The organism is Niallia sp. Marseille-Q9988, from assembly GCF_976954375.1.
The window spans coordinates 526,028-550,372 of record NZ_CDRJSZ010000003.1 but is presented as its reverse complement, the minus strand read 5'-3'; the positions used below and the strand labels follow the sequence as shown (position 1 = coordinate 550,372).

Annotated in this window: 18 protein-coding genes; 3 read left to right on the top strand and 15 right to left on the bottom strand. The window is 33.2% G+C overall.

What is annotated here, in order from left to right; translation table 11 throughout:
* The first annotated feature begins 314 nt into the window (after positions 1-314).
* Entirely contained in the window at positions 315-1,547 is a 1,233-nt protein-coding gene (locus tag ACWNMZ_RS06790) for an HD domain-containing protein (protein ID WP_048717159.1), read from the top strand.
* Between the two features lie 49 nt (positions 1,548-1,596).
* Here ACWNMZ_RS06790 and ACWNMZ_RS06785 read toward each other — a convergent pair whose 3' ends face one another.
* Both ACWNMZ_RS06785 and ACWNMZ_RS06780 read right to left on the bottom strand, forming a co-directional pair.
* Positions 1,597-2,310 (bottom strand): hypothetical protein, encoded by a 714-nt coding sequence (locus ACWNMZ_RS06785; protein WP_031540262.1) that lies wholly within the window; start codon positions 2,308-2,310, stop codon positions 1,597-1,599.
* Positions 2,256-3,854: a site-specific integrase gene (locus ACWNMZ_RS06780; protein ID WP_031540261.1), complete on the bottom strand. Its 1,599-nt coding sequence runs from the start codon at positions 3,852-3,854 to the stop codon at positions 2,256-2,258. The genes ACWNMZ_RS06785 and ACWNMZ_RS06780 overlap by 55 nt, the downstream gene beginning before the upstream one ends.
* 271 nt (positions 3,855-4,125) lie before the next feature.
* Here ACWNMZ_RS06780 and ACWNMZ_RS06775 point away from each other — a divergent pair, with 271 nt between their 5' ends.
* A complete protein-coding gene (locus tag ACWNMZ_RS06775) occupies positions 4,126-5,463 on the top strand; it encodes an ISLre2 family transposase (protein ID WP_449598443.1) in 1,338 nt (445 codons plus the stop codon).
* Positions 5,464-5,527: 64 nt separating this feature from the next.
* On the opposite strand, the gene ACWNMZ_RS06770 is transcribed toward ACWNMZ_RS06775, so the two are convergent.
* The 12 genes from ACWNMZ_RS06770 to ACWNMZ_RS06715 form a co-directional block, all read right to left on the bottom strand.
* Complete coding sequence (locus tag ACWNMZ_RS06770) at positions 5,528-5,737, bottom strand: hypothetical protein (RefSeq protein ID WP_031540300.1); 210 nt, start codon at positions 5,735-5,737, stop codon at positions 5,528-5,530.
* 18 nt (positions 5,738-5,755) lie between these two features.
* Positions 5,756-9,124, bottom strand: coding sequence for a hypothetical protein (locus ACWNMZ_RS06765; protein ID WP_449598441.1), 3,369 nt, complete (start codon positions 9,122-9,124; stop codon positions 5,756-5,758).
* Position 9,125: 1 nt separating this feature from the next.
* Positions 9,126-10,499: a hypothetical protein gene (locus ACWNMZ_RS06760; protein WP_081836741.1), complete on the bottom strand. Its 1,374-nt coding sequence runs from the start codon at positions 10,497-10,499 to the stop codon at positions 9,126-9,128.
* A 195-nt stretch (positions 10,500-10,694) separates the two neighbouring features.
* Positions 10,695-11,180: an IS200/IS605 family transposase gene (tnpA, locus tag ACWNMZ_RS06755; RefSeq protein WP_235252072.1), complete on the bottom strand. Its 486-nt coding sequence runs from the start codon at positions 11,178-11,180 to the stop codon at positions 10,695-10,697.
* 127 nt (positions 11,181-11,307) lie between these two features.
* Positions 11,308-12,201: an OB-fold nucleic acid binding domain-containing protein gene (locus tag ACWNMZ_RS06750; protein WP_414630347.1), complete on the bottom strand. Its 894-nt coding sequence runs from the start codon at positions 12,199-12,201 to the stop codon at positions 11,308-11,310.
* Positions 12,202-12,203: 2 nt separating this feature from the next.
* Complete coding sequence (locus tag ACWNMZ_RS06745) at positions 12,204-15,200, bottom strand: ATP-binding protein (RefSeq protein WP_031535640.1); 2,997 nt, start codon at positions 15,198-15,200, stop codon at positions 12,204-12,206.
* A 5-nt stretch (positions 15,201-15,205) separates the two neighbouring features.
* The gene (locus tag ACWNMZ_RS06740) at positions 15,206-16,414 is read right to left on the bottom strand and encodes a metallophosphoesterase family protein (protein WP_031535642.1); all 1,209 of its coding nucleotides are present in this window, start codon (positions 16,412-16,414) and stop codon (positions 15,206-15,208) included.
* Positions 16,415-16,581: 167 nt separating this feature from the next.
* Complete coding sequence (locus tag ACWNMZ_RS06735) at positions 16,582-17,829, bottom strand: ABC transporter permease (protein WP_031535644.1); 1,248 nt, start codon at positions 17,827-17,829, stop codon at positions 16,582-16,584.
* Positions 17,822-18,721, bottom strand: coding sequence for an ABC transporter ATP-binding protein (locus ACWNMZ_RS06730; RefSeq protein WP_031535646.1), 900 nt, complete (start codon positions 18,719-18,721; stop codon positions 17,822-17,824). Before ACWNMZ_RS06730 ends, ACWNMZ_RS06735 begins: the two co-directional genes overlap by 8 nt.
* A 271-nt stretch (positions 18,722-18,992) precedes the next feature.
* On the bottom strand, positions 18,993-20,291 hold the full coding sequence (locus ACWNMZ_RS06725) for an NCS2 family permease (protein ID WP_031535648.1): 1,299 nt from the start codon (positions 20,289-20,291) through the stop codon (positions 18,993-18,995).
* A 273-nt stretch (positions 20,292-20,564) separates the two neighbouring features.
* Positions 20,565-22,073: a coproporphyrinogen III oxidase gene (locus ACWNMZ_RS06720; RefSeq protein WP_449598436.1), complete on the bottom strand. Its 1,509-nt coding sequence runs from the start codon at positions 22,071-22,073 to the stop codon at positions 20,565-20,567.
* 159 nt (positions 22,074-22,232) lie between these two features.
* Positions 22,233-23,099 (bottom strand): Cof-type HAD-IIB family hydrolase, encoded by an 867-nt coding sequence (locus tag ACWNMZ_RS06715; protein ID WP_031535653.1) that lies wholly within the window; start codon positions 23,097-23,099, stop codon positions 22,233-22,235.
* Positions 23,100-23,535: 436 nt separating this feature from the next.
* Between ACWNMZ_RS06715 and ACWNMZ_RS06710 the strand changes: the two genes are divergently transcribed.
* Entirely contained in the window at positions 23,536-23,739 is a 204-nt protein-coding gene (locus ACWNMZ_RS06710) for a small, acid-soluble spore protein, alpha/beta type (RefSeq protein WP_449598434.1), read from the top strand.
* Positions 23,740-23,906: 167 nt separating this feature from the next.
* On the opposite strand, the gene ACWNMZ_RS06705 is transcribed toward ACWNMZ_RS06710, so the two are convergent.
* Positions 23,907-24,263, bottom strand: coding sequence for a YlbF family regulator (locus ACWNMZ_RS06705; protein WP_031535657.1), 357 nt, complete (start codon positions 24,261-24,263; stop codon positions 23,907-23,909).
* Positions 24,264-24,345: the final 82 nt, after the last annotated feature.

Sequence of the window (24,345 nt, the reverse complement as noted above, 5' to 3'; positions counted from 1 at the left end):
TACCTCTTTATGGGGTAAAAAAAAAAAGAGCCGAATTTCTCAGTTTAGGGATTGGGAAATCAGGCTTTTTATATTGGAAATTCCTTATCGTTGTAAATCCGCATTTTCCTGATGCACAACGATTATAGGAATTGGATATACCCTTATTTGTATAGTGGAAGTAGTTTCAAATCTTCAAGCTTGATTTTCAACGGAAGGTAGTACATTAATCAAATTTTACTTACTTAATCAAACATTTAAGTTAAAATGATATAGAAAATGATAAATAAAAAAACTTTTACACTTTAGTGTGTAAAGTTTAGGAGTGATAATCAATGAATGACATAAAATTTTATTTCTATGATTTTATCCCAGTTAAATTTGAGTTAACTGAAGATGATAGAGAACAGGTCCTAAAAGAATTTCCAACTCCTATTCTCCCTACTGGTGAAGAAATTTTCAACATAAATGAATTTGAAAAAGGAATCAATGTTAAATTACGATTACTTCTTAATGACTTTAATATCGAATCAACCAAAACTAACAAACAATATTTAAAAATAAGATTTAGTAATAATTTTGGTTCGATAAATGCAAAATTATGGGACAACCAAAATGCCGTTGAAAATACTATCCCTTTACTTGAAGAATTCTCTATTTTCGATGTTGAGGCTAGAATAGAAGATTATCGGGGGCATAAATCACTTACTATAAATAAAATGAAACCATGTGAAGAAGATATTAATCCCTTCACTTTTCTAGCTTACACTAAGCAAAATATTGAAGATTTTACTGTAGAACTTTTCTCATATATAAATGAATTGGAACAACCTTTTAAGGACATATCCTTAGCTGCAATGAAACGTTTTTGGGACCAATTTTCTATTAGGCCAGCAGCAAAAGGATTTCATCATAATTATTTAGGTGGCTTATTAAAACATACAGTAGGTTTAATGAGGTTCGCAAGATTCATATTAAAACAAGAAGATAACCATTATCAAGCAATTATAAAGCTAATAAACGTAGTTGAAAAAGCACATAAGAAGGATATTTGGAATCAACTTCAATCGGAGTCTATAAATCCTCAGCACATTGTATGGAAAGATACTATTGATCATCTTTATACAATGTTATATGGCGCAATGCAACATAGAAGTTCAGCTCCTAATTATGATTTAGTTTTTACAAGCATTTTATTTCATGATATTGGAAAATTACTAGAATATGATCATGCTGGCAAAAAGTTTGAGGAATTTAAATTCTTATTCCCAACGGCTGATCATTCTAATATTGAGAATAGGAAACAAACTGGAATAATCATGGATGAGTTAGGAGTAATGATAGGACATATCCCATATGGTGTACTTATCCTCTCGAAAATAATAGAAACAGAAAATATAAGGATTTCTTTAGAAGACATACACCATATTTCCCACTGTATTTTATGTCATCACGGTCTTCCAGAATGGGGGGCATGTGTACGGAATCCACAAACAATTGAGGGTTACATTATTCATATAGTTGACTTTTTAGATAGCAGATATGAAAATACGGAAGAATTGAAATAACCCAAAAGCCCAGCTAGGCACTTTATATATCTGCATAGCTGGGCTTTTTTTATAAGTCATTCCACAAATCCAAACTAGAAGACTCTTTTTTACGCTTCTTTATATCAATAATTTTTGTTTCTTTATATATTTTTTCGCCAGTTTCAAGATCAAAAAATTCAAATGCTTCATGGTTAAATAAATTTTCTAATGCTCTATTAACAGGCTTTGTTGAATTTTTTGTAGTAGTGAGTAAGTTTATTAGATTTTTTTCTTTCCTATCCTTACCATAATAAAAGAGTTTATAAATAGTAGATTGAGCTAGTTTATTTAAATCTTCTAGTTCTTTAATTTTTTTCTTTTGATCAATTATTTTGTTGTTTAACTCCTTTATTTTCTTTTCACTTTTCTTTTCTTTTTTTAATAATAATTTTAATTCCTTTTCATAAGGCTCCAACGTCTTATATAGTTTAGATGGGTCTTTAATTAGTTTTTCGATTGAATCCTTTATACTTGGAAGTTTAATTTCCGGATTCTCATTTTCTATAAGTATTGGAGTATTTACAGCTTCATTGTATCTTTCAATATAATGAAATCCTTCATAGGCTGCTTTTCTCCAATAGTATTCAGGAATGGATTTATCTAACCAACTAAGTTCGCCTTTTTCGAATAATTCTGTCACAAATTCAGCAAATGGTCTTTTGTTAATGATTTTGACCTTATTTTCTTCTACATATCTGTCAAGTAATTCGTCGATTTTGTCTTTTGGATACTTGTTTGCCATTCAATGTTCACCCCTGTCTGTTCATAGATATGATCAACACAAGCCCCGATACTTTCTAATAAATCTTTTAATTCCTTTGATTTTGTGTATAACACTTTTTTTAGTTTTATATCCAATTTCAGCTGCTCATTTTTATTACTATGAATTTGGTCATAGATATGTCCCAACGAATTATAAACCTTAATTGCTTTGTTCTCCGTAGAATCCATCCACTTAATAATCTCATTATATTTTGTCTTAAATTCATCAAATTCTATTTTCCAATATTCATCACATATAAAACAGTGACGTTTACAACGTTTTATACTCGCTGAACACCAACCTATTTCTAATTTATCCCACTTATCTCGGTCAGGCTCAGCGTTTTTTAATACAAAACGTCTTCTAAATTCATCATTTATTTTTGAACTAATTATTGGTTCATTTATTGTTTTAAAAAAACTTGTTTTAAAGTATTGGCAATCCATGTCAAATAATCTCAATAGTTGAATAGTTGAAGAATCAGTTTCAAATTCCCTATGCTTAAAATAATGGGTTTGTGAGCTGAGAGATAAATGACCACCTAGACGAGCTATTTCTACCGGATGAAGGCCTTGAAGCTTCAAAAACATAAATGCTAAATGTCTTGTATCATTAGGTCGTAATCGCCTCTCAATATCGAAATAATTTCCTTCTTCACGACTTTTTGAAATTGTTTCAAGATTGTCATTCCCGACATCTCGAACAGAAAAATTATATGGTGGATTTTTAATAATGAATTCATAAAAATCGTATAACAATTTTCTAAAAGTTTCATGATCAATTATTCTATCATTACGTTTCTTGACAAAACTATTAATTTTATTCTCTATAACATTTTCTCTAAGTTTTCTAATTACCATATAAGATATTAATGAATCCGACTCTCCGTATTTATTTGATTCAATAATATAGGAATCTATGAAATTGTAAAAACTCTTATCAATCTCAATTTTATCAATAACTTGAATTCTTTTTTTGTTGTTTTTCTCCTTAGATCTAGGTAGCTCTAGATAATATCGAACTTTATTATCCGTTTCTTTTACTTTAAGAGAATCCCTTCGTATTTTAAGAAATTCACCGATTCTCATTGGGATTTTGGTAGTTAGTATCCACCAAATCCTTATTGGAGTAAAATATAAATATCGCCAATCTGATGAAGGAGTATTATCAAAAAAATTATTTAAGGCGAATAGGAACATTAAGCAATCTCTGCTTGATGGAATTTCCCTCGGTTCTATTTCGAGTTTTTCATGAAGCTCACTGGCTAGCTGTATATATTCTTCCGTTGAATCCAATTCATCATAAAAATCTAAAAAATTCAATAAAGACTTTATCATTTCATGTTTTATCGATTTCGTCGCTTCGGATAATAAATATTCTTCTAAATCACTAACTTTTGACTTAGCTAAAGTTGAAGTAATATTTAAAACATCCACTAAATACTTGAAATATGCCGCAATAGTATTACCTGCATAATCCAATAAGAAATTCGATACCCAACATTTTAATACATCTAACATCATTGTATTTTTACATTCTATATATTTTCTGAAATCTATAGTGAGTATAGTATCACTATTTTCACTATAGACATACCATACAATATCTTGTATGAGTAAAATGTTTGTGGGAGAATAAATATCCTTTTTGTCTAGTTGGGGGACGAGTCCCCCAACTAGACAAAAAGGTCACCAAGCGAAAGCGCGGTAGCTGGAAAAAATGAAGCATTAAAAAAGAGAGCTTCCTTTTGTAAAGTAGAATTTGACTAGAAAACTACGAAAAGGAGAGGCTCTCATGAATCAATGTAACACAAAAATGCCATCATTAAAAGAATTGGAAAAAACTTTATTTCGAACACTACAAATGACGTTTCAAGAAATTCTTGTTCAAACATTAGAAAATTGGGATCAAGAGATTGCTCAGCAACGAGACAAAAGAAGATTTGCTTTACGAGATAAACGAGAAATACGAGTAGATACAGCGTTTGGAGCTGTGGAGCTGAAGCGTAATTATTATTTCGATCGTGTAACCAAAAAATATATTTGTCTGTTAGATCACTACTTACAGTTTCAAGGGAATAAAGGGTTTAGTCCACTATTAGAAGAATGGGGGCTAGAATTAGCGACAAATGGCTCTTCCTATCGAAAGGCGGTGGAAACATTCGAACAATTTTTAGGTTATTCGGCGATGAGCCACGAAGCATTACGGCAACATCTTCTTCATACAAGCGTCCTTCCCGCTAAGGAAAAACGCCCTTTTCAAAAGGTATTGTTTGTCGAAGTAGATGGATTATATGTGAAGAGTCAAGAAAAGAAAAAGCGTGGATGGGAGTTGAAATTCGCCGCTGTACATGAGGGATGGAAAGAAAACGGAAAGCGAGTCAGGCTCCGAAATAAAAGGCATTTTCTCTATGAAGGAAAAGAACCCTTTTGGGAAGCTTTTGAAACATTCTTACAGAATCATTATGCGTATGATCCAACCCAAACCTTGCTTATTATTAATGGCGATGGAGCAGGCTGGATAACGGCATGTCGGGAGTATTTTCGGGAACGGGCCTTTTTCACTATGGATCGTTTTCATGTCGCTCGTTCGATGAAACAGCTAATGAAGAGCCATCCCCGATTCCGCTACATGAGAAGAGCGTTAAAAAACTACCAGGTAGAAACATTACTTCTAGAGTTGAATAGTGCAGTAGGAACAATGGATACACCAGAAGAAGAAGAAAAACTAGCGCATTTCCTCGCCTTTTTAACGCATCATCAGGAAACCATAAAAGATTATCGTAGTTGGTTACAGGAGAAAGGCGTGGACACGACAGCGTATCGACCAATGGGAAGTGCAGAAGCAATGATGAATCAATTAGCCAAACGATTAAAAAATGGAAGAGCATGGAGCAAAAAAGGCGTCATGAGCATGGCACGTTTGTGGATTGGGTTGAAGGATGATCTATCTATCCAAACGATATATGGAAAATGGGAAAAAGCCACGGAAAAATCAAAGAAAGAGCATCGACCGAAAAGAAAAATATCCACAAAATTAGTGACAGAAACCGTACGTCAGAACATGCCATACTTAAATCAGGTGATTGGAAAACCCGTTCACTTTGCCTTACAGGGATTAAAAGGTTTTTAAAAAAGAAAAAAACGAAATTTTGATAAAAGAAAACATTTAGAAAACGGATACAAAATTAGAAGTTTTACTTTATAAAAAGGGAGCTATAAAAAACTCCCACAAAAACTTGACTCAATCCAATATCTTTATATGAATACTTTTTAAAATAATTGACAGTAATATTATCTAAATAGCTCTCAATATTCTCTTTTGCAACTTCTATACTATACTCTAGATCAAATTCTTCAATACTTGTTTCATCCAGTTTAAATTCATAGTTTAATAAAGCATTCAAATTATAACCTCCATAATACTATGCTTTTATTAAGTTCCTATTCTCACTTACAAAAAGCTGCCATTCTTCCGGTAACTCACTTAAAAGCCCAATCCACTTTTCTTTATCTAAATTAAAAAATTCGTACACAACATTCCCATATTTCCCCTCAGCATTTTTAAATAATTTTAGACGGCCAGCAAAGTTAATGAAAAACCTTTCTTTATCTCCCTTATATTTTAGGCTTGAAAACCTATTCAGAATAAATTCAAAATCATTCCACAACTGTCTTGTTAGTTCAGATATAGCATAAAAATGAGGAATGGAAAAATGGCATCCTCCTAAACAATCCCTGCCCGGATATGGACAATTCGCTTCTCCTATTAAGCATTGAACATCTTTCTGTTTACTAGTCAATTTCATAAATAGTATTTCTTCAAACTTTTGTTGAGTTTCTTGTGAATCCATTTCTAAGATTATATTTTTTACTATTTCTTCATCCTCAGATACAGCCAGTAAAAAACTAGCTACCGACTCAAGTTTAAACACACCTCCGAATGAATCTAGAAGTGAATTGTTCTGTTTTGTTTTTTCAAAAAGTGACGTGGTTTCTCCGAATAAAATATCGGTAAAAGTATCAGCAATAAAACCGAAGTGGTCGTTTCTTGAAAAGAGTTGTGAAGTAAGGAAGTTTATGTCCTCTTCAGTAAAAAGCAAATAAATATTTGTAGTTTCAATGTTCTTATGTCCACGAAATTGTTTAAGTATTTCTATTTCATGTGGTCCATTTACATTTTTTGAAATACGCAACAAAAATGTGAATAATGAACGGTTCATTTTTAAAGTATCGAATTGAACACCGCTAAAGGATCTAAAAAAATTTTCTTTAACTTTATTCCTAAATCTATTATCTTTTGTCATAAAATTAATAACGGATTGAAAACTATCGTTTAAAAGCCTTGTTCTAATTTCACAAAGAGTCACTGCAGTTGCAAATGCGATTAATAACTTATCCGGAATAAATAAATACCTATCTGCATTATTTTTTGAAAAGTTATATGTTTTTATTTGTAGTCTTCTTAATAATCTTTCAGCGTCCGTTTTACTAATTTCATTATTTTCCATCCATTCAATTGTCGGTTCGATATAAGTATCCTCAAATGACACTCTAGGAAAATGAAGATAGTCAGGTGTTCTCCAAATATTTGTTAAATGAAGAATTACATATAACCATGCAGAATCATAACGATCATATACCATATTTATATTCTTATTTTCTTCATTTGCTAGAACTGCTTTTTTTATACTATTAATTGCATTACTCTTATGAAAACTAACATTTTCAGAAACATAATCGAATAGATTTCTATATTCTTTTGGCGTATATAAACTTTTTATTTTTCTTTTTTGTTCTCGGTCATAAGGATTAATTATTTCATTCATTCTAAATGTAACTTTATTTTGCATTTTTTGAGATAAATGAATTGCTTGTAAAAAGCTATATAAATGCTTTTGAAAATGCAAAGGGTATTTTTTAAAAAACGCAAAATTCAATTCCTTTGAGGAGCAATTGTATATTTCCTTTGATAAAATAGAATTCATATCTTTAGTTAAATTTACAAGTACACCAATCCTCTGTAATTTATCATCGTAAGAATTTGGATTCCATTCATTTGATTTACTCTTAATGTATATATCCCAAAGCTTTTCAGTTTCAATAAGATGTTCAAAAAAGGAGAATTTCTCCATTTGAAGCCGGTGCTTAATATTATCATATATAGTTCCAACATCTGTATAATATTGCTGGGTATATACTAACCGGTTAAAATTCTCTTCTACTGAACTTTTTAGGTAGATCACCCTCTTATTTAAAAATCTATCAGCGCTGGCAACAATAACAGGAATTTTAGTTTTTCTGATTTCATACATATCCGGATCATAATTAAATTTTTCAATTACCTCATTCCGGGTAAACCACTTCTCATTCAATAACTTTAGCAATATTTCTTGCTGTTTTTTTAGTTGGATCACTTTCGATTTTTTAAATAACGTTAAATTACTTGAAATTTTCTTTTCTACTCGTAAAAGACGTTTTTCTATTAGCTGAGTCAACCTCTTAGCAGTAATATTTAAATACATCATTACTTGTTTTCTATTCAGAAACTCCGACTCTTCAAGATCTTTTTTAAGTTTTTCCTCACTCGACACTACGATATTCCTTTTTTTCATTAAGTTATGAATATCGAACTTTCTGACGTACATCAAATCTACTTTAGTTGAAAGCTTAATAATTTCAATCCCTTTTGATTTTAAATATTTCTGGAAGTTATCACTATTTTTCCTACCTAGTAACAACATAGCATCTTCAAGTTTAAAATGATTTAATAAGAACAGTTCAATGCTATCTTTTTTAAAGAAGCGCTTAATATTCTCGTATTTCTTTTCTTTAATAAAAATTAGTGGATACTTCATCTCCACTAGTTCTATTTTCCCTTTATTAGCAAGTTCAATTAATTTTAATATCCCACTTGACCTAAGAGAATCTTTTGAGGAATTTGAACCAAATTTTCCCCACACCTCTAAATCTATATAGTGCTTTTTTATAAAATCTTGTTCCCATTTTTCTTGTTTTTTCTTGAAATCCTCAATATGTGATCTTTTATATAAATTTTTACCATTCTCCACAATAGTTTCAACGTTTAGAATTCCTATATTTTGAATTTGTTCAAATTTCTTTTTTGTAAAGCCCAAGTATAATCTGGATTGATTACTACTGATATATTCTTGCATATCAGATATATTTAATTGTTTTCTATTTTCTACGCTTGAAAGCTTATTCTCACCACTTTCTACTAAATGTAAAACTGCTTTCTTATTAACAAACGTCATATCATATTTTTCTGAAAGCTTTACAACTTCTATATCTTTGCTCATTAAGATTTTTAAAGTATACTGAGGACTTGATTTTCCTATTATTTTCATAGCCTCATTTAAATTAATATAATCATTTAAAAAATATTCAAGACTTGCTTTCCTAAAAAACCTTTTTATATTTTTGTATTTGTTGTCTCTTATTGAAACAAGTGGGTAATCTAATTCAACCATTTCAATAAGGCCCTGATTTGCTAAGGAAATTAATTTTTTCACCCCAGAAGAACGCAAACTATCTTTATTAGCGCTGGACCCTAATTTTGACCACACATCCAAGTCTATAAAATATTCATTAAAAAAATTTTTCTCCCAAGCAACATGTTTTAATAATTTTTCATATTCAACATATTTCACATTATTAATGTCTACAATTTCTAAGACACCATGTTTTTGTAATATTTCAGTCCCTTTCCAACGAACACCTAATTGAAAATAGGGACTGTTTTTATCACATAGTTCCCTTATTTTTACTAACATTTTAGAAACCTCTCCAATTACTCATAACTTTATTGTATATTTCGATGTTCTGCTCACGCGTTAGTGCTTGTTGCAAATAAATACCATCATCTTGATCTTCTTCATTACCAATTTTAGTTGCTACTTTTTCCATCATTTCTTTAATTTTTTTTCTTGTTACCCTTCGTTCTAAATACGCCATAGCAGACAACAAACTTCTGTCTCCACGTGAATCTCTTAATTCTTCAATACCTAAGCCTTGATCGATTAACATATTTGTGAAAACAGCTCTACCAATATGTGTACCCCAAGGTAAAGATTCAAGAAATTCTACATCCTCATAGTATCTTTCCTTTCTTAACTCATTCAAAAATATTTTTTTTACACGCTTAAATTTATTTGCATAATTTGGTCCACTTATTGGTACACCAGTTTTATACGATACAAATAATGCATCTTCTACCTTTAATTTTTTCTTACTTTTTAATTCTTCAAGTTTTGTAATATGATCATCATATAATTTTTGTAGTAAATTTGAATGGATAATAAATTGAGGTCTTGGTCTTTTTACTTGGTTATACTGGTTATTTTTTAAATTGGGAAACAATTTATCTTGGTTATCATCAATATTAACAAAAAATGATTTGTTTTCAGTCCCCCTATAGCCCCTTGGTTTTAATGAACTTTCTGTTAAATTAACTACCTCTCCTACTCTTAACCCACCAAAGAATTGAAAGTAAACTCCTAGTGCAATATCTTCTGCATGAGTTTGAGCAATATTAATAAACAGCTTAGCGAGTTCTAGTCTTCCTTCCCCAAAATCTTTTAAGGTAGTCATATCATTATCATTTTTCTTATTTGGTCTTTCAATATCCAATACAGAATCTCCAAATGGTGAAATTAATATTTCCTTACCATTTTTATTGATTTTTTTTATTATTTTTGGGTCTTGGTCAATTGAATCTTGTTCTTTTAAAAAGTTATAGAATCTAGTTAGTGTTTTTTCCCAATAATCAATTGTTTCTGAATTTCTACCCAAATAAGTTCCATAGGTTATAAAGTTAGCCCCATGCTTTAGCTCTAATGCTCTTATACCCTTTTCCTCTAATTTACTATACTCTCCTGAATCATCATCCTCTATTTGAGTATAAATATAGTTTAAAAACATACATATAATCCTTCCAGCCCTTAGTTGAGTACTTGGTGATAACTGCTTATTTACAAAACACTTAATTATAAAATTTGATATTGGATGTGGAATAATCAATTTAGATTTATTATCTCTTAATCCAATAATAACGATATTACCTGCTTCTAACCTTCCACCAATCCTTTCACTTTCTATTGAAACTTCTCTTGGTATCCATGTAAATTTTTCATCAAGTGGTATATACACTGGTCTACCTCCTACTTCAATATATATTTAAAGTATAACTCACTATTTGAAATGTGAGAAAATAAGGACCACCCGTGAGAACGGGTGGTTTTCTCTGCGGCTGAAAGCCTTTGTTACTGACCAAACCCTAAAGGGCTACTGAAAGGTTCGCCATTTGTACTACTTCTACTGGCCAGACCTCAAAGGCCTTCTCTCCTAATTATTTCGTTTCTTTTTCTTCACTTCTTCCCCTGTAAATGGATCAATATATTCCATTATCGTTAATTGTTCTGCGACTATATCATCTTGTATTTGATTACGTATATATTCTTCTATTACCTTTTTGTTTCTTCCTACCGTATCTACATAATATCCTGTACACCAAAATTTTCGATTTCCATATTTATATTTCAGTTGTGCATGTCGATCAAATATCATCAAGCTACTTTTTCCTTTTAGATATCCTACAAATGCTGATACACTTAATTTTGGCGGAATACTCACTAACATATGTACGTGATCCTTACACGCTGTTGCTTCTATTATCTCCACGCCTTTCCTCTCACACAAGGTACGTAAGATTTGTCCAATATCTTTCTTTATTTTCCCGTAAATTATTTGTCTTCTATATTTTGGTGCAAATACTATGTGATACTTACAATTCCAAGTTGTGTGTGCTAAACTATTATTGTCTTTTGACATAAGGACTTCCTCCTGGCTATTTATTTTCGGTTGGCGAACCAAAAATATTTTAGCACCTTGAGGAAGTTTTTTTAATACCACGCTGTAAGCTTTTTGGAACCCTAGGCATAGCCCAGGGTTTTCTTTTCTATAAATAAGAAAAGCCCTTATTGCTAAGGGCTTCCTCTGTACTATTATATGTATTTTTACTTTTATTTCTCACACGTATATAGATAAGGGATAATACTAAATGTTGAAGTATCACTACCTCTTCTCCTTTTATCCCTAACTCATCCGCTGCTTTTCCTATTTCATTAATCATAATGGAAATATGTCCAAGCAAGTTCCCTTCCAATGTATACGAAGTGGAAATTGGTCCAGATAATTCAATTACTTTACCTAGGTCATGCAGGATAATCCCTCCATATAGTAAATCTTTATCCAAGCTTGGATAAAGGCCTGCAATTGCCTTTGCCAAATCTAGCATACTAACAACATGATAGGCTAATCCAGAAACAAACTCATGATGGTTTTTCGTCGCTGCTGGATATTGCAAAAATGCTTCCTGATGCTTCTTTACTAAATGTCTTGTAATTCTTTGAATATTAGGATTCTGCATTTCAAAAATATAGTGCGTAATTTTACTTAACATCTCATCTGTTGTTAATGGTGCAGTTTCAAGAAAATCAGCCAATCGAATGCCCTCTTCTCCTGTTGCCACCTTAATTTGGCGAATTCTTAATTGAAGCTTTCCACGATAGCTTTGAATATCCCCATTCACTTTTACAATCGTTTCCGGTCGATAGTTCTGCTCATCCATTTCCGTAGCATCCCAAAGCTTTGCTTCAATTTCCCCACTTTTATCTTGAAAAATAAGCGTCATAAACGGCTTTCCATTACTTGCGATGGCTTTTGTTGCATTCTTTATTAATAAATAGGATTCAAATTGCTCCCCAACCTCATACTGAAGTACTCCTGTTTTGTCCAACTCACTCTCTCCTTTATCTTTCTCTTTATTTAGTATAGCATGAAGACAATTCATCTTTATAAACTTGTTTCTCTTTCCTCTGCTGGTAATACATGCAAACTTTCATCAGGAAAATATTTTAGTAGATGGCGATGACAAGTAAAGAAAATAAGCTGATTCTGCTCACATTTCTTTAATAATTGAATCACTTTATCTGTTCGCTTTTCATCAAAGTTAACGAAGCTATCATCAATGATAAATGGAAAACCAAAGTTTTGATAAAATGTTTGTGCTAAAGCAATTCGAATAGATAAATATAGCTGCTCGGTCGTTCCCTGGCTTAATTCCTTCGCTTCATAAAAAAGATGGTGATGACTTTCTACTAAAAACCCAGCTCCCTCTTCCTTAGGAACGATCCGAATATATTTTCCTTCCGTTAAAAATGCGAGATTTTCTTCTGCTTTTTGCAGCATAGCAGGCAGCTGTTTTTGTTTATATTGCTCAATAGTTTTGGCCAAGAGCTGTTTTGCCACGGCAAATTTTGCCCATTCTCTCACATCTTCCTTGAATTCTGACTGAAATTGTTTAAAGGTATGTAATAAATCCGTATACGTACCTCCACTTTCAATTCTAGAAATACTAAAGTTAGTCGCTGCAACTTCTTCTACAAGTTCTTGTATGCGAGATGCTAATCGATCCAATATCCCTTTCTTTTCCTCTAACTGCAGCTCAGGATCAAGGATTTGTTGATAGACAGGAATATGATTTTTTGCTATATTAGCCATTTCTAATTGACCGTTAATAGTAGCAAGTCTTTCTTTATATTTACCTTTTTCCATTTCCATTGCAGCTTTTTCATGAAATTTCTCTTCTTCTGTTACACCGGCAATCGAAAATAGATCGTTCTTTTCTTCAAGATAGCGATTATATTCTGTTTGATATTTATCCATAGCCTCTGATAGGTCCGCTTTCTTTCTCTGCAATGCTTCTATTCGATCCCTTTTCTTTTTTTCTTCCGTTAATGCTGTTTTTAAACGGTAGCACATATTAGCGATCGTATCTTTCTCATTCTCCATAAACTGTTCAAAAAAATAGCTGATCTTGCTAATTATCTGCTCCCTTTCCTGATGAATTTCCTTAAGTTCCTGAAGATAGGAATTTCTCTCTCTATCTTTTGCTTTCCATTCTTCTATTAATAGAAATGCATCATATATTTGTTGTGTCGCTAATTCATAAGGAATTTTAAGTTCATTAGCCAATTGTCTTAACAACTTTTGATGGGAAAGAAAATTCGCCTCCCACTTTTCAAATCCCTGTAGAACTCTTTCATAGCTCTCATTTTGCTGCTCTAATTTAAATTGAAGCTGAGTGAATTTCTCTCTCCTTGTTGTATCCTCTTCTAGCTTCTGTGCCTCGTAACGAGAAACACCTTGTCCCTTTTCAAAGGTTACAAGTAGCTGAGCATGTTCTTCCTTAACAAGCGCTAATTTATGCTCCTTTTTGCGAATTTCATTTTTTGCGAGTTTTCTTCCCGAAAGGAAGACAAAAAAATAAACAACACATACGGTAAAGCAAATAATTGTTAATACCCATTGCCCAAATACCAAAGCCCCTGTTCCAACCAGCAGAAGAAATATCGATAAACCACTTGTTATTAACGTATTCTGCTTCATCCGTTTCTCTTCTAGCTTCCCTTGAGCTTCCAGTTGACTTATTTCTCTTGATAATAATTCTGCCTTCTCTTTGTTCCATCTAACCTGATGATCACTTTGTACATGCTCTTCTAATCTAGCTCTCTCCTCTTTTGGCAAGAGCTTCTGCTTATCTATCTTCACTGCTTCTTCTAAAGATTCTAAAGCTGCTTGCTCAGCCTTTAATCGCTCGTCTAGCTCTTCCTTCTGCTCCTTTAACCTCCGTTGTTTAGAAGCTGCTTGTGCGCATTGCTCTTTTAAAAAGATACTTGTATTGCTTTCCTTTAATAGAATTTCTTCTTCAATCGGTAAATGCAATTTACTTTTTAAACTATCAATTTCTTCCTCTATCTTCTTCATTTGATTTTCTACTTGAGTTTGCCGATTCTGTAACTGTTCATATACGGGGAATTTTTCCACAGCAAGTAAGATATTATGTTCAGCGCTAAGAAGTTCTTCCTGTGTAGGAATGCTTGATAGTTCTTGATCTATTTCTAAGGCTCTTGCTTCTACATTGCGAATTTCCGCTTCTATGGAGAGTAATTTTTCCTTCAGCGCTTCCCATCTAGTTAATCCATTTTGCGGGAAATGAAGCTCTTTGTAGGTAGCTAATTTTTGTTCTAATACTACCTTTTCTTGTACAATTCCTCTAATCTTAATCCATTCTTCTAATAATCGTTTTTCATGCTCTTCTTTTTTTAAATCTGCTTCTATAAGCTGTTTTTCTTTTTCTAGCTTTCTTTTCTTAGTAAGTAAGTGTTCATATTGATTATTTTCCTTCTCTGCGCTTTTTAATTGGCTATGCTTATCTCGTAATGCTTGCAGTTTTTCATTAATGGCAGGCTTCTTACCATTAGGCTTATAGCGTATATCCAATTCCTTTTGCAACTCATTTTCCACTTTCAATAAGCGGTCAGAGCCTACCGCACCAGTCGAAAACAAAAATCTTCCCAGCTCTTCTCCTCTTAATTGCTGGACATTTTGCAATCCGTGTAAATTAAAAGAAAAAATCGATTGATAAAGACCTTTATCTATTCCTGCTAATAATTCAGTTAAAAGCTCCTCTTGCCCTCTTCTCCCGTCCTCTAAAGTAACGGTCACATCCCCAGAAGATTTACCTTTGACTCTTTCGATTGTCGCAAGCCCAATTTCTGGAAAAAAGATTTCCAATTTGCCACCATATTTATGCTGAAGTTTTGGCTCATAGCGTAACTCTGTTTGCTGTTTTGTTGGGAATCCGAATAAAATACTATGAATAAAACTCATTATGGTCGATTTACCAGCCTCATTTTCTCCGTAAAACACATGAATAGGGGAGTGAATGGAAAATGTTATATTCTCTAGTTTTCCATATCCGTAAATGGTTATCTTTCTTAGTTCCATATCTGTTACCTCCCACTTTTCACAAGCATTGTAAGGAGCAAATCTTCTGCTTCTTCTGCTAGTTCTTTTTTCTCTTCGGTTGTAAGCTCTGCTAAAAATCGATGAACCTTTGGATGTTGGAATAGAGGAGCAACTGCTTCATTTAACAGTTCTGAATCTTTTGTTACAGCAAATAATTCCTCATAAAAAGCTGATTCTCTTAACAGATTCTCTTTTAGCCATACTGTATTTTCCTGTATCTTAATAGAGCTAACCCAGACAAAAGAGTCTGAATCTACCTCATCCTGCTGAAGAATTTCTAATAAATCGGAATCAAGAAAAGATTCTTCTATTCGCAATTGCTCTATCTCCAGAGTAATAATAAAAGAAGATTTTCCATCTCCTATTTCATCTATTTGTTTCCGACAAAGCATGTATAAATCATTAAATGTTTTTACAGTGCTAGCATCTATTTTCACAGTCTCCCAAATCACTTCAGATGTTGGGATAAATTCTAAACTAGCATCTCCCTCTCTTAACTCCACATAATAGCATCCTTTAATCGCTGTTTCCTTTTTATGTCGCCCTTGAATGTTACCAGGATAGACAATCGGAGGTATGCTCTCTAAAATTTCCCTTTTATGGATATGACCTAATGCCCAATAATCCATTTTTTTAGCAAGCAAATCTTTCACTTGAAAAGGAGCATAGGAACTGTGTTCAGTAGAGCCCTCTAAATTCCCATGTAAGATTCCTATATGAAAATGAGCCGGATCTCTTCGTGCGTATTCATCAATCTTTCTCTCTTTTACATGTCTGGTTTCATAACTAAAACCGTAAAGATTAACCGATAATTTATTTTTCACAAATTGTTTTACACTCACCATAGATGGAAACACATGAACATTAGGAGGTAATTCTATTTGTACCCAGCTTCCATTTAAATGGTCATGATTTCCATGGACAAGATATACCTCAATTTGCTTTTCTTCTAAACGCAGCATTTCATCTCGAAAACGTATTTGTGCTTTGATACTTCTGTCTTCCCCATCGTATATATCTCCAGCAATAATCATAAAATCTACCTTTTTGCTAATTGCTGTGTCAATAACTTTTTTAAATGCGGTAAACGTACTTTCTTTTAATTTAGTATGCAGTGTTACAGGCAAATTCTTCAACCCAACCATCGGACTGTCTAAATGTAAATCTGCACAATGTATAAAGGATATTTCCATACTCTCACGTCCTAAAGCTATTTGCTTCTATTTTACCATGCCAAAAATACGAATGCACGTTCTTATCTTCTCTTAGTCAGTGTTTTTAATAGAATACCTTCGTTTATCGTTATTAGTTAGATTACTCCACAAAAAAAAGCCCCACTATTCATGAGGCTTTTTTATGTTTATTCTTTTTTTGTAAGCTGCAGAGCTTTTTTAATATCTTTATAAGAATTTGATTTTCCATACATCAGTACTCCGCCTTTATATACTCTTGCCCCAAATATAGCAAGAATCATAATAGTAGCAACTAAAATAATGATACCTAAAATCGGCTCCCAAAAAGCCAGATTCAACATTCCTACTCTCATAAACATTAGCATTGGAGTGAAGAATGGGATATAAGATGTGATGGTTACAAACGTATTGTCTGGTGCACTTAGCCCGAACATAGCAATCATAAATCCTGCAACAATTAATAATGTCATTGGTGTAATCATTTGCTGAACATCTTCAATTCTGCTTACAAGTGATCCAAGCAATGCAGCAAGTGTAGCATATAGGAAATAGCCTAAAATAAAGAAGATAGCAGCATAAATAATCGTGCTTACAGGTACTTCGCTAAATCCTAAGAATCCTTCCATTGACCCCATGCTATCATTGCTTGTTAAAGAAAAATAACCAACAATCATTAATAACGCAAGTTGAGTCAAGCTTAATAAACCAACTCCTAGTATTTTAGCAAACATATGTTTAATCGGAGATACACTTGAAATTAAAATCTCCATCACACGCGATGATTTTTCCGTCGCTACTTCTGTTGCAATCATTCCAGAATATAAAACAACAGCAAAATATATTAAGAATAAAAGAATGTAAACTAATCCTCTCGCTTGACTTAATTCTTCCTCTGTCTTTGCATCTTTTACAAGAGCAATTTTCTCAAAGGAAACAGGCTCATTCAATTTAACGAGCTGCTCATTTGTTAAATTAAGCTGATTAGCTGCTAATTGATTTTTAACTAGTTGAATACTATTTAATAAATTATCAGAAAGAGACGATTCCGCAATATCCATCGTATAATAGGTGGCTACTGGTAATTTGCTCGAATCAACATCTACAATCAGCAAACCACTATAGTTGCCTTCTTCTACTTCTTTTTTAGCTGATTCTTCACTATCTTCAAATGAAATAAGTTTGACATCCTCATTCATCGTCTGTATTGCCTCTTGAATGACTGGTAATAGTGAGGAACTCTGGTCGATAACTGCCACTTCTGTTTTTTCGTCTTCTCCAGAAAATGTCTCAATAATGGTAGTAAGATTTGTAAGTGCAATAACCAATATTAAAGTGATAGCTGTTGTGATGAGAAAGGATTTTGTTTTAAACTTGCTTAGAAAGGTGTGAAAAAGGATAATCCAAAAACTATTCAAGAGAAGCACCTACCTTTTCGATAAAAATATCGTTTAAAGAAGGCTCTTCTAAGGCAAATTTGCGGATAAAGCCTTTTCCAACAATATCCTTTAAAATTCTCTCTGCAATTTCCTCTCCCTCAATCTGAAGAGAAACTCCCTCTGCTTTCTCCTTTAATTTTAATACGCCTGGATATCGGATTAAATGCGTTAAATCAAAATCAGCATGGATGGTTACATTTTTCTTCCCAAAGCTTCTTTTAATTTCTTTAAGCGCGCCATGAACAACAGGTTTTCCTTTATGCATGATGCACAAATGCTGACATAATTCCTCCACATGCTCCATTCGGTGACTGGAAAAAACAATACTCGTTCCATTATTTTTTAAATCAACGACAGCACTTTTTAATTGCTCAACATTTACTGGGTCTAAACCGCTGAACGGCTCATCGAGAATTAATAGTTTCGGCTTATGTAAAACAGCACTGATAAATTGGATTTTTTGCTGATTTCCTTTGGAAAGCTCCTCCACTTTTTTATCTATATATTCAGGAACTTTAAAACGGTCAAGCCAATATTCCAATTCCCTTAAAGCAGCCTTTTTTTCCATCCCTCTTAGTCTAGCTAAATAGACAAGCTGGTCACGTACTTTTAATTTTGGATATAACCCTCTTTCTTCTGGAAGATATCCAATATAAGGACTTGTGGAATAATTAATCGGTTTATCATCCCATGTTATTTGCCCATCTGTACTTTCCAAAATACCTAGGATCATGCGAAAAGTCGTTGTCTTACCCGCCCCATTTCCTCCTAAAAAGCCGAACATTTCATTTTCAGGAATGGAAATGGATAAATCATCCACTGCAGTGAACGAACCAAATTTTTTTGTCACGTTTTTTAACTCTAAAGACACAGAATCCCCTCCTCACTCCTCTATACGGTTTAAGATTGTAAAAGGTTTCATTGTATACGGATGTTACTACTATTTTTGATAACTCACCATATATATTTTCATCCTCTACGTTTGGATTTATTCTTTTCCCATATAAAGTAGTTAACTAAGAGCCTTTCTCCTTCACCCCATGTGGAAAATTCGCCAGAAGCTATGTCGTCAAGCAAGAAACTAACTCTATAAAAAAAGCTGCTGATAAGCTCTATTGAGTCTATCAGCAGCTTTTTTCCTATTAATGTGGTAAAAATACTAATTGATAAAGGAATAACACAGCAAACACATATACTAATGGATGTACCGTTTTGCCCTTCCCTTTTACTAGTTTTAATAATGGATAGGAGATAAAGCCAAGTGCTATTCCGGTTGCAATGCTTGATGTAAGTGGCATGCTTAAAATAACCAAAAATGCTGGAAAAGCTTCATCAAATTCATTCCATTTTATATCACTTATCGATCCCATCATTAAGCTTCCTACAATAATCAATGCAGGTGCAGTTATAGCAGATAATCCAGATATACTACCTACTAACGGTGCAAAAAAGGCAGATAAAATAAATAATACGGATACAGTGACCCCTGTTAACCCAGTACGTCCACCTGCAGCCACACCTGAAGTAGATTCAATAAATGCTGTTGTTGGGCTTGTTCCAAACATCGCCCCAACAGATGTTCCAAGTGAATCAGCAAGTAGGGCTTGTCTTGCTTTAGGCAATTTATTGTTTTTCATGAGTCCTGCTTGTTCTGCTACACCAACCATTGTTCCCGTAGTATCAAAAATCGTTACCAATAAGAAAGAAAAAACGACGGCATATAGCCCATGTTGAATAACATCGCCAAACGCAGTAAATGGATTACTGATAATAAGCCCTTCTGGCAAATGTGGTGTTGCCATAATCCCATTGTCAAAAGATAAGAATCCAGTGAAATAAGCGATAATGCTTGTTGCAATCATCCCTATGAATAAAGCTCCTTTTACATTCAAGCTAAACAGAATGATGGTGATAGCCAAACCGACCAATGCCAGAATAACGGTAGTCGACTTAAAATCTCCTAAGCCAACAAGATTTTCTGCATTGTCCACAATAATTCCTGTTTGTCTTAATCCAATAAAAGCAATAAACAACCCAATCCCCGCTGTAATGCCATGCTTTAAATTATCTGGTATTGCTAGTATCAGTTTTTCTCTAAAGGATGTTAAAGACAGAATTAGAAAGATAATACCTGCAACAAACACTGCTGATAGAGCAACTGTATAATCAACATTATTATTTCCGACCACCGAAAAGGCAAAATAGGCATTTAACCCCATCCCAGGTGCGATTGCAATTGGATAATTGGCGAAAAGAGCCATCCATAATGTTCCTAAAACTGCTGCAATAATCGTCGCAAGAAACACTTGATCGAACGGAATTCCTGCTTTTGATAGAATATCTGGATTGACAACTACTATATAAACCATTGTTAAAAAAGTAGTGAATCCAGCCATTAACTCCGTTTTCACGGTAGTATTATTTTGCTTTAAGTTAAACATAAAAGACCTCCAAAAAACGAACATTTAAAAACAACATTTTCTATGTTATTCGTTTTTAACACAAAAAGCAACTATTTTTCTTGATAAAAAAATGTCTATTTAGTGAAAAGCATTTATTAGTTTGACACTAGCTATTCTTTTCCATACGAAAAATAAAGGCGGGAACATAGAAAAAAATCTACCAGAACGAAAAATGGTTCTAATAGATTTTATTTTATTCCGCGTCCAAGACAAACAACGCAGATATTTTGACTCAGAAAAATTTATTAATCCTTATTTTGAAGCTTCTAATGAAAAATGTTCGTTTAACAATGCTATTTTTTTATCTGTATATTCCTCGAAGCTTTCATTATATGTTTTTGGATGCTTTGGATTAGAAAATTGTGTAATCTTCCCAGTAACAGGGTGGATAAATTTACTGGACGCTCCACAACCTACACCAATTACCGTCTGCAATTCTTCCATCATCATAATATTATAGATACTTTCTTGGTTTTTCTTTGAATAGCCGACATTCTCTAAATTCCCCAGAATATTTTTTTGACGGTATAAATAGTATGGTACATAATCATATTCCTCTGTCCATTCTTCTGCCATCTTCATCATTTGCTGAATTTCTTCTCTATCTGCTACCTTATATCTTGATTTATTTCGAGTCATTTCAGATGCACGTTTAAAAGATAAGGTATGAACAGTCAATGATTCAGGCATTAACTCTTCCGTCTTATCAAGAGAATACTTAAACTCCTCTATTCCTTCACCAGGAAGACCAATTATTAAATCCATATTAATATTATTCATTCCGTGCTTACGCGCTAAATGATACTTTTCAATTGTTTCTTCCACTGTATGATGTCTGCCAATTGCTTTTAAAGTTTGTTGTGTATACGATTGTGGATTAATACTAATGCGATCAATATTATATTTTTTTAGAACTTCCAGCTTTTCTGGGGTAATCGTATCGGGTCTTCCCGCTTCGACCGTTATTTCACGAATGTTTTCGACATTCGGAAAAGAAGCATGCATGCGCTCATAAAGCATGTCCATTTCTTCTGCCGAGATACTTGTTGGTGTACCGCCACCATAATAAACGGTTGTAATATTAATATTTTTCTCTTTCAGCCACTCGCCGATTTTTTCCATTTCATAATGAAGCCCACCTAAAAAGGAAGAAACAGAACCTTGACGTCCATTAATCGCGTATGCAGGGAATGTGCAATAAGCACATTTTGTCGGACAAAACGGAATGCCAATATAGATGCTTACTTCTTTTTTTAAATCATATAAATCAGGGATCACCGCTAGTTGCCGATCGATAATTTTCTGCATTAAATGGATTTTTTCTTCTGACATTAAATATTCCTCGCGAAGAGCCTGATGTGCCTCCTCTGTGGGAGTTTGGGCTTGCATATGTCGATGAAGGAGCTTCGTCGGGCGAATCCCTGTTAATATTCCCCATTTTTGCACCATACCTGTGTATTCTTGCAACATTAATAAGTAGCTTTTTGAAATAGCTTTTTTCATTTGCTTAAATATTTCTTTATCAGTTAAATGGCTAAGATCTGCATTGCTTTCAAATGTAGTTCCTTCTTCTAGTTCATCTAGCTTCCCTTTTACAAAAAACACATTTCCAATGCTTTCTGTTTCAAATCGAACATGAAGGTCTGCCTTTTCTTCTGCTCTATAAAGCACTTTTGTATCTTCAAAAAATAGATTAGCTATATGCTCTAATGGCCTTATATAACGTTCATCTGTTAATCCTTGTATATATATAACTTTCATAATCATTCAACTCACCTTTATTCAAAAATAATGCTTCCTTATCCGATTATACTTTAGTCTACAAAAAGTAACTAGAAAGGTCAAAAAACTTTGTAAAGAAAAGCTAAAAGAGGAGAAGCCCTATAATGACTTCTCCTTTAGTAAAAATATAAATAATGGCTATTTAATAATATTCATTTTTCGTAAAAATTCAATTGGCTGCTGTTTACGGAAATGCTCTTTTACCATATAGGCAACGCCATCTTGGTTATTCGATCTCGTTACCCAATCTGCAGCAATTTTCACCTGATTTGATGCATTTCCCATTGCTACGCCAAGACCAACTGTTTCAATTAGTTCTAAATCATCCAACCCATCACCTATAGCAACCATTTCACTACTCTTAATTCCGAGTTTCTCCCCCAAATATAACAAGCCATTAAGCTTAGACACGCCAGCTGGCAAAATATCTAAGCGCAACTCATTATGCTGAACAACATAAATATCATCAAACATTTTTTCAAGCACTTCTTTTGCATCCTGACAATCTTTTTTCTCTTCAAAATATACTTCCATTTTAGGTGGGCTTACTGGTTCTTCTAATAAAACATCACTTAAAACATCGACGAATTGGTGGGAATAAAAAACAGGATCACCGGAAGATAAGACTGTCTTTGCAAGCATATTATGATGGAGCTTTGATTTATTAGCTAGTGAGAACTTTTCATGTACTAAGCGAATTTGGCAGATAAATCCTTCTAAAAATCGAACAATATCTGCTGTTAAATCTTCTGCTATTCGTTTCACAAAAATGGTATCGTCATCATGATTGGAAACTAATGCTCCTTCATGTGCAACGATATAACTATCCAATTTTAACGCTTTAGCTACCTTTTTTGCAGATGGCAAGCTCCTAGCAGTTACAAGCGTTACATAAATTCCTTTTTGCTGAACATATTCAACTGCTTCCTTCGTCGATTTTGTTAAACGCCCATTTGATTGAAGGAGAGTACCATCGATATTTAAAGCTAATAAGCGATAAATCATAAAATCCCCCATTTCTTCGATGTAGATGTATTGTCTTTATATATCATTTATGTGAGAAACAAGCATATTAGAACTTTTGACAGAAGATTAACAGAAGATATAGCGATTTATTGTGGTTATTTCTAAAAGGTTAGTAGCTATGAAAATTAATTTAAAATCGAGAGTGGAATGGAGCGGAAGAAAGTTGACTCCTGCGGGAAATAGAGGAAAGGCTGAGACCCCGCAGGCAAAGCCGAGGAGGCTCAGGTTCCTCCCCGCGGAAAGCAACTTTCTGGAGCGAAATGGAACGAACCTGTTTTTAACGATAACTGCATAAAAACAACATTTTATTTCCTATGGAAAAAATTACTTTTTGCTTTTTTGCATAAAAAACGTGATTTTTTTTAAAATAATAAACGTAACACAAATTAAATCACTCAAGGAGGAAACATTCATCATGGCAAATAACAATTCATCAAATCAATTATTAGTTCCAGGAGTATCTCAAGCATTGGATCAAATGAAATATGAAATTACATCAGAGTTTGGAGTAAACCTTGGTGCTGAAACTACTTCTCGTGCTAACGGTTCAGTAGGTGGCGAAATCACTAAAAGATTAGTACAAATGGCTGAGCAACAACTTGGCGGAAGCAAGTTTTAATTAAAAAATATTTTAATTAAATAGATATGACTTTAGGAGGATGGCATTTCGCCATCCTCCTATTATTTTATCCACTTTCCCTATGATTTTTAGTACTTGGCATTCAATCTCTATGCTTTTCTCCATAAAAAAACCCCTACATAAGCAGAGGATTTTCGTTTGTCTTATTATTGTTGTTGTGCTGGTCCATATAACTCTTCTAATGGTTTCATGATAATTTGATTTAATTCACCAATTAACACACTCATGCGTTGTTCTGCAGCCATTAGCTTTGAAATACTTTCATGTTGTTGAACAAGTGCCACTGTTTTTTGTGCTTGTTCTACTTCTTCTTGAGTAATTTCTTGACCTGCCATTTGCTTTTGCTGAAGCTGTAGTTGAATATTACGGAAATTATCAAACATTGCTTTTGCGGAAGGATCTCCATTTACCGTATCATACATTGTTTTCAATTCTGTATATTCATCACTTTGACGAATCGCTTTCTCTAATTCATTTGCAGGGTCATGTACATTTACTGCCATTAAAACAACTCCTTTATTTAACAATTGTCTCCACTATAACAAACTATGCATCATAATACCAGAAATACCTTTATTTCAGAAA